Annotated in this window: 7 protein-coding genes and 1 pseudogene; 2 read left to right on the plus strand and 6 right to left on the minus strand. The window is 70.3% G+C overall.

Annotated elements, in window-relative coordinates; all coding sequences use genetic code 11:
- The 6 genes and pseudogenes from ASG00_RS14100 to ASG00_RS14665 all read right to left on the minus strand — a co-directional run.
- Positions 1–1091 (minus strand): DNA polymerase III subunit delta' (locus ASG00_RS14100; RefSeq protein ID WP_082483265.1); only part of this gene is annotated, 1091 nt, incomplete at its 3' end.
- A 32-nt stretch (positions 1092–1123) separates the two neighbouring features.
- Positions 1124–1756 carry a dTMP kinase gene (tmk, locus tag ASG00_RS14105; RefSeq protein WP_056210342.1) on the minus strand — a complete coding sequence of 211 codons (633 nt, stop codon included), beginning with the start codon at positions 1754–1756 and terminating at the stop codon, positions 1124–1126.
- Positions 1753–4482 (minus strand): type I DNA topoisomerase, encoded by a 2730-nt coding sequence (gene topA, locus ASG00_RS14110; protein ID WP_268768721.1) that lies wholly within the window; start codon positions 4480–4482, stop codon positions 1753–1755. The genes tmk and topA overlap by 4 nt, the downstream gene beginning before the upstream one ends.
- Positions 4483–4574: 92 nt before the next feature.
- Positions 4575–4904: an Rv3654c family TadE-like protein gene (locus ASG00_RS14115; protein ID WP_056210344.1), complete on the minus strand. Its 330-nt coding sequence runs from the start codon at positions 4902–4904 to the stop codon at positions 4575–4577.
- A 1-nt stretch (position 4905) separates the two neighbouring features.
- Positions 4906–5241 (minus strand): TadE family type IV pilus minor pilin, encoded by a 336-nt coding sequence (locus ASG00_RS14120; RefSeq protein WP_056210346.1) that lies wholly within the window; start codon positions 5239–5241, stop codon positions 4906–4908.
- A 93-nt stretch (positions 5242–5334) separates the two neighbouring features.
- A pseudogene (locus ASG00_RS14665) lies at positions 5335–5445 on the minus strand (DUF4244 domain-containing protein); the annotation flags it as partial.
- A gap of 129 nt (positions 5446–5574) precedes the next feature.
- Here ASG00_RS14665 and ASG00_RS14125 point away from each other — a divergent pair.
- Complete coding sequence (locus tag ASG00_RS14125; RefSeq protein WP_056210348.1) at positions 5575–6036, plus strand: hypothetical protein; 462 nt, start codon at positions 5575–5577, stop codon at positions 6034–6036.
- A gap of 2 nt (positions 6037–6038) precedes the next feature.
- Positions 6039–6512 (plus strand): hypothetical protein, encoded by a 474-nt coding sequence (locus tag ASG00_RS14130; RefSeq protein ID WP_056210350.1) that lies wholly within the window; start codon positions 6039–6041, stop codon positions 6510–6512.
- Positions 6513–6623 lie beyond the last annotated feature (111 nt).

Raw genomic sequence — 6623 nt, forward strand, 5'->3', positions numbered from 1 at the left:
TTTCGTTCGAGGTTCTCACGGGTGACCGTGATGCGATCGAGCACGGTGAGAGTGCGGTCGGGCGGCCAGGCGGACGCGAGCGCATGGAGCTGCGAGGCGAGCTCGAGGTTGATGAGATTCTCCTCGTCCCGCCCGAACTGCAGCATCACGGCGTCGCGGAAGAGCGATTCGAGGTCGGTGAGCACCCGATCGATGCCGTCGCGCAGGCTGCGCGTCGCGCGGCGTTTCTGGTCTTCGGCGAGGGCGTTGACCTGCGATCTCACCGCTGGGGGTACCGCCTGCCCTTCGGCGATGCCGAGCGTACGCAGCAGGTCGGCGCGCTCGGCCTCGTCCCGCTCTGTGGTCAGCGCCTTGGCGTCGTCGGTCGCAAGCTTGACGATGGTGGCGGCTACCTCGACCGCGTCGGACACGCCGCGCACTCCGAGCACGGCGCGGAGTGTGGCGTCGCGGCGTTCGCGGGCGGCACCGTCGGTCGCGAGCCGCTGCGCCATGCCGATGTGGCGCTGCGCGTGACGGGCGGACTGCTCGGCGACGCGCTCGTCGACGCCGGTGCGGGCGACGATGAGCCGCGCGACGTCGGCGACCTCGGGCTCACGTAGTCGAACGGTGCGCACGCGCGAGCGGATGGTGGGCAGAAGGTCGGCGTCACTGGGTGCGCACAGCACCCAGACCGTCTGCTCCGGCGGCTCTTCGAGCGCTTTCAACAGCACATTGGAGGTGCGCTCGGCCATGCGGTCGGCGTCTTCGACGATGATCACCCGGAAGCGACCGCGTGAGGGGGCGAAATAGGCCCGTTCGACGAGGGAGCGCGCCTCGTCGATGCGGATGACGACCTGCTCGGTGCGCAGGGCGGTGAGGTCCGGGTGGGTGCCGATGAGCACCTGCTGCATCGCCTGCTCATCTCCGGGCTCAGCGATGAGCGCGGCCGCGAACGCACGAGCCAGGGTCGAGCGCCCTGACCCGGGCGGCCCGGTGATGAGCCAGGCGTGGGCGAGCAGCGAGAGATCGGATGCCGCGGCCCGCAGCTGTGCGACAGCCTCGGGCTGGCCCCACACATCGCCCCACGGGACATCCGTGATCGTGGCAGCCATGCGCACCAGACTATCGGCGGCCGGGGACGTCGTCAGAGGAGAGCGGCGACGCGCGTGCGGACGGTGGCGGCGATGTCGTCGGGTGCTCCGGCGGCATCGATCACGAGGAACCGGTGGGGCTCGGCGGCGGCGAGCGCAAGGTACGCGTCGCGCACGCGGGCGTGGAAGTCGTCCTTCTCGGCCTCGAGCCGGTCGAACGGCTTGTCGGCGGCGTCGAGTCGTGCGCGTGCCGACGCCGGGTCGAGGTCGAGCAGCACTGTCAGATCGGGCAGTTCGCCTTCGGCCGCCCACAGCGAGATGTCGCGGATGTCGGCGCCGTCGAGAACGCGTCCGGCACCCTGATAGGCGACGGACGAGTCGAGGTAGCGGTCTTGGATGACGACGTCGCCGCGCTCCAGCGCCGGTCGCACGAGTGTGGCGATGTGGTGCGCGCGGTCGGCGGCGTAGAGCAGCGCTTCTGCGCGAGGAGCGATGTCGCCGCGGTGGTGCAGCACGATGTCTCGCACGAGTCGCCCCACCTCGGTGCCGCCGGGCTCGCGAGTGCGCACGACGGTGCGTCCGGCACCGGTCAGCCACTCCTCCAGACGCACCGCCTGCGTCGTCTTGCCCGAGCCGTCGCCGCCCTCGAGGGTGATCCAGAGCCCGGGCCGGGTGTCGCCTGTCACTTCTTCGCGGTGGTCTTGCGCGTCGTCGTGCGGCGCGCGGTCGCGCGCTTGGGCGCCGGCCCCTTGGCGCGCTTGTCGGCGAGAAGCTGCTTCGCGCGTTCGAAGTCGACGTCGTCGACGGTCTCGCCGCGCGGGATGGTCGCGTTCGTCTCACCGTCGGTGACATACGGACCGAAGCGACCGTCGCGCACCCGGATGGGCTTGCCGCTGACCGGGTCGGCGTCGAACTCCTTGAGCGCGCTCGAGGCGCGGCGCGCGCCGTACTTGGGCTGCGCGTAGATCTCGATCGCCTGCTCGAGGGTGACGTCGAAGATCTGCTGCTCGCTCTCCAGGGAGCGCGAGTCGGTGCCCTTCTTCAGGTACGGGCCGTAGCGGCCGTTCTGTGCGGTGATCTCGTCGCCGCTCTCGGGGTCGGTGCCGACGGTGCGGGGCAGCTCGAGCAGTCGCAAAGCCGTGTCGAGGTCGACGGTGTCGACCGACATGCTCTTGAACAGCGACGCGGTGCGCGGCTTCGGCGCGGCATCCTTCTTGGTGGTCTTCTTCTTCGTCTCGACCACTTCGCCGGTCGCGGTGTCGACCTCAGGGTCGGCCTCGGGCTCGAGCTCCTGCACGTAGGGGCCGTATCGGCCGTCCTTCACGACGATGAGCTTGCCGTTCGCGGGGTTCTCGCCGAGCACACGGTCACCGGCGACGGGCGCGTCGATGAGCTCCTGCACCTTGTCGGGGGTGAGCTCGTCGGGCGCGAGGTCGTCGGGCACGTTGACGATCCGGGCCTTCGTGTCGGGCGCGGCATCCGGGTCGGTGACCTCGATGTAGGGCCCGTACTTGCCGAACCGGAGCGTCGCCATGTCGGTGAGGCGGGTCGAGTTGAGCTCGCGCGCGTCGATGTCGCCGAGGTTGTCGACGATGTGGCGCAGACCCACGTGGTTCTCGGAGCCGAAGTAGAACTCGCGCAGCCATTCCTCGCGGCGCTGTTCGCCGCGTGCGATCGCGTCGAGGTCGTCTTCGAGGGCGGCGGTGAAGTCGTAGTCGACGAGGTCGGCGAAGTGCTGCTCGAGCAGCCGCACGACGCTGAAGGCGAGCCAGCTGGGCACCAGGGCCTGGCCGCGCTTGGTGACGTAGCCGCGTTCGAGGATCACATCGATGATGCTCGCGAAGGTCGACGGGCGTCCGATGCCCTTCTCCTCCAGCGCCTTGACGAGCGAGGCTTCGGTGTAGCGGGGCTTGGGGCTCGTGGAGTGGCCCTTGGCCTCGACGTCGCTGGTGGTGAGCACGTCGCCGACGGCGAGGGCGGGGAGCGACTGGTCGTCTGCCTTGTCGCCGTCGTTGCGCTTCTCGTCGCGGCCCTCCTCGTAGGCCTCGAGGAAGCCCTTGAAGGTGTAGACGGTGCCGGATGCGGTGAACTCGAGCTTCTTGGATGCCGCGGCAACCGCGAGGGTCACGGTCGTGGTCTCGTACTTCGCGTCGGACATCTGGCTGGCGACAGTGCGCTTCCAGATGAGGTCGTAGACGCGCTGCTCGTCGCGGTCGAGGGACCCCGAGATCGACGCCGGCGTGCGGAAGTGCTCACCCGACGGGCGGATCGCCTCGTGCGCCTCCTGCGCGTTCTTGCTCTTGCTGGCGTAGGTGCGCGGGTTCGCGGGAACGGCGCGATCACCGTAGAGAGCGACGGCCTGCTCGCGCGCCGCCTGCACCGCCTGCGTCGAGAGGGCGGTGGAGTCGGTGCGCATATAGGTGATGTACCCCTTCTCGTAGAGACGCTGCGCCACGCTCATCGTGTGCTTCGCGCTCATCGAGAGCTTGCGACCGGCCTCCTGCTGCAGGGTCGAGGTGGTGAAGGGCGCGCGGGGGCTGCGGGTGCCGGGCTTCGCGTCGACGCTGATGACGGATGCCTCACCCACGCCCTCGACCGCGATGGCGAGCGCGCGCGCGTCGGCCTCGGTGAGCACGACGACGGCCTTGGTCAGTGTGCCGCGGTCGTCGAAGTCGCCGCCGCGGGCGAGCGGGGCGCCGTCGATGCGGGCGAGCCGGGTCGTGAACGAGCTGCCCGACGCGGTCGCGAGGGCTTCGATGTCCCAATAGCTGGCGGACACGAACGCCATGCGCTCGCGCTCGCGGTCGACGACGAGGCGGGTGGCGGCGGACTGCACCCGGCCGGCGCTGAGCGCCTGCCCCTGGGTGCCGCTGCCGACCTTGCGCCACAGCACCGGCGAGACGTCCCAGCCGTAGAGGCGGTCGAGCACGCGGCGGGTCTCCTGCGCGTCGACGAGCGCGAGGTCGAGCTCGCGGGTGTTCTCGGCGGCCTTGCGGATCGCGTCCTTGGTGATCTCGTGGAACACCATGCGCTTGACGGGGACCTTGGGCGAGAGCACCTCGAGCAGGTGCCAGGCGATGGCCTCCCCCTCGCGATCCTCATCGGTGGCGAGCAGAACCTCGTCGGCGGACTTGAGGGCGCGCTTCAGATCGGCGACCGTCTTGGTCTTGCGCTCGCTGACCACATAGAAGGGGTCGAAGCCGTTGTCGACGTCGATCGAGTACTTGCCGTACGCGGCCTTCTTCTCGGCCGGGATGTCCTTCTTGCTCGCGAGGTCGCGGATGTGACCGACCGAGCTGAGCACCTCGTAGCCGTCGCCGAGATAGCCCTGGATCGAGGTCATCTTGGTCGGCGACTCCACGATGACGAGCTTCTTGCCGCTCTCCGTCTTGGCGGTCTTGCCCTGTGCCACTCACGGTCCTTTCGTCGATGCACACCATACACACCCGGCGGCCGGTGCTCTCTGAGGGGCGTCGATGACCGTTGCCCGCACTCACGCCCGGCTCAGGGGGCCACGACCTGCGGCGGCCCGGCCCGTGCGGTGGCGGAGATCTGGAACGCACCGAAGTCCGCCCCGATTCCCACCGTCGCGATGAGGCCGTCGATCGTGCAGGTGCGCACCTCGGCGCGGTGGGCGCGGGCGAGCCGTTCGGCGAGTGCGCAGGGCTCGCCGGCGACGGCGCCGCTCGCGCCGTCCGCCGCGGCGAGCGCGGCCGCGTCGGCGGCGACGACCGCGCGCTGACGCGCCGCCGTCGCCGCGCCGGCCGTCACGAGGGCCGTCGCGATCGTCGCGACGGTGACGGCGCCGGCCAGAGTGACGATCGCCCCCGGCATGTCACCACCCGCTCTCGAGCGCGCACGACCGCGCCGACATCGTGAGGCCCGGCAGCGCGCTCGGCGCGGACGCCACCACGCACACCAGCCCCTCTGCCCGACTGACCTGCATGCTGGCCCTCCCCTCCGCGTGCGCCACCGTGCTCTGCGCCCGGTCGACGCTCTCACCGCGGGCTAGCAGTCGGGCGGCGTCGGCCGCGGCATCCTGCAGTCGCACCTGAAGCGATGCCGCAGCGAGCCCCCCGACGCACAGGGTGACGACGAGCACGAGAGCGGGGAGGGCGACGGCGAGTTCCGCAGCGACTGCCCCCTCGTCGCCGCGCACCGGCCGCGGCATGCGCGCCGAGGTCGACCGGTCGCGCGGGCGCGTCGCCTGCCGTCGCACCGCCCGACGGCACCCTGGCCCGAACCCTCGGGTCGGCGGCACCGCTCACCCGACCGTCAGTGCACGGCGGACGAGATCCTCCAGGATGCCGCGCACCTCATCCGAACGCATGATCGCGACCAGCAGGCCGGCGAACGCGACCGCGGCGGCGGTTGATCGGTTAGGGCATACTTCTGCCTATGAGCACCCGCGCCGCCATCTACGCCCGCCAGTCCGTCGCCGCTGACGAACGCCTCGCCCGCGATCAACGCCGTAGGGGCCGCGCTGCAGTGGATCTGGGGCAACGTGATCTCGCCCGTCGCCGGCTTCATCGGCGGCGCCTTCCAGACGATCGGCGACACGGTGCGGACGATCTTCGGCGGGATCGGCGACTTCATCGGCGGGGTCTTCCGCAACATCGTGGGCGTGATCCGAGGGCCGATCAATACCGTGATCGGCTTTCTGAATCAGGCCATCGACGGTGCGAACGTCGTCGGCGGCGCCTTCGGGGTCAAGATCGGCCATATCCCGATGCTGGCGACCGGTGGCACGATCACCGGGTCGGGCTCGGTGATCGTGGGCGAGCGCGGCCCCGAGCTGCTGAACCTGCCCACCGGGGCGTCGGTCGTTCCGCTCGACGGGTCGGTGTCGGTGGCCGGTGGTAAGGGCGACACCGTCAACAACTACGACATCACGATCAACGAGGCGACGGACCCCCTCGGGGTCGAGGGCCGCATCGCGGCGTCGCTGCGGAAGTTCAAGGGGTGACGATGGGCAAGAAGCGAGATCGCGAGGTCACCGCCGCCAAGGTAATGCGCGAGGAAGAATGGGCCTACGACCGTCGCAACGAGCGACTGTCGTTCCGAGCGATGCGCGAGCTATCGGCCCTGCCGGTCGCGCAGGGCGGGCTCGGCTACGCGCTGAGTGAGATCACGCTGAAGTCGCGCAGCGACGCCTACTTCGCGCGGCTGCGGGATCATCTCGCCGCCGGCGTCGTCGAGCGTCGCCAGCGACAGCAGGACGAACTCGACGCGCTCGGCCGCATGGCGCGCGCTGCGCTCGGGAAGGCCGCTGAGTCGGGCACGATCGACCGCGAGGCGTTCCGACTGCTGCTCGACGTGCAGAAGCGCGAGGCGGCCTTGTACGGGCTCGACGCGCCTACGCAGGCACAGGTCGAGATCGTCTCGAAGGATGCGATCACGGCCGAACTCGAAGAAATGATGACGCGACTCGGCGTCGAATAGTAAACGCCCTAACCGATCAACAGTGGCCATCGTCGCGATCGCGTACTCCGCAGTCGCCGCGCCCTCATCGCCGGAGGCGGGGGCCGCGCGCCCGAAGAGCACCCGCGCTCG

This window comes from Microbacterium sp. Leaf351 (assembly GCF_001423825.1).
GTDB lineage: Bacteria > Actinomycetota > Actinomycetes > Actinomycetales > Microbacteriaceae > Microbacterium > Microbacterium ginsengisoli.